The 246-nt window shown below is 70.7% G+C and carries 1 protein-coding gene; it reads right to left on the reverse strand.

What is annotated here, in order from left to right; translation table 11 throughout:
• Nucleotides 1-246 (reverse strand): hypothetical protein (locus UK12_RS35900; RefSeq protein WP_045307426.1); only part of this gene is annotated, 246 nt, incomplete at both ends.

Consider the following 246-nt stretch of genomic DNA (forward strand, 5'->3'; position numbering starts at 1 on the left):
CAGGGTCTGCGGCAGCACACCGTGCCGCATCGCCATCACCATCTTGATCACACCCGCCACACCGGCAGCCGCCTGCGTGTGACCGATGTTCGACTTCACAGAGCCCAGCCACAGCGGCCGGTCCTCCGACCGCTCCTGGCCGTAGGGGGCCAGCAGCGCCTGCGCCTCGATCGGGTCGCCCAGTCGCGTACCCGTACCGTGCGCCTCGACCGCGTCGATCTGGTCGGCGGTGAGTCCGGCCGAGGC

The sequence above is a fragment of the Saccharothrix sp. ST-888 genome (assembly GCF_000955975.1).
Classification (GTDB): domain Bacteria; phylum Actinomycetota; class Actinomycetes; order Streptomycetales; family Streptomycetaceae; genus Kitasatospora.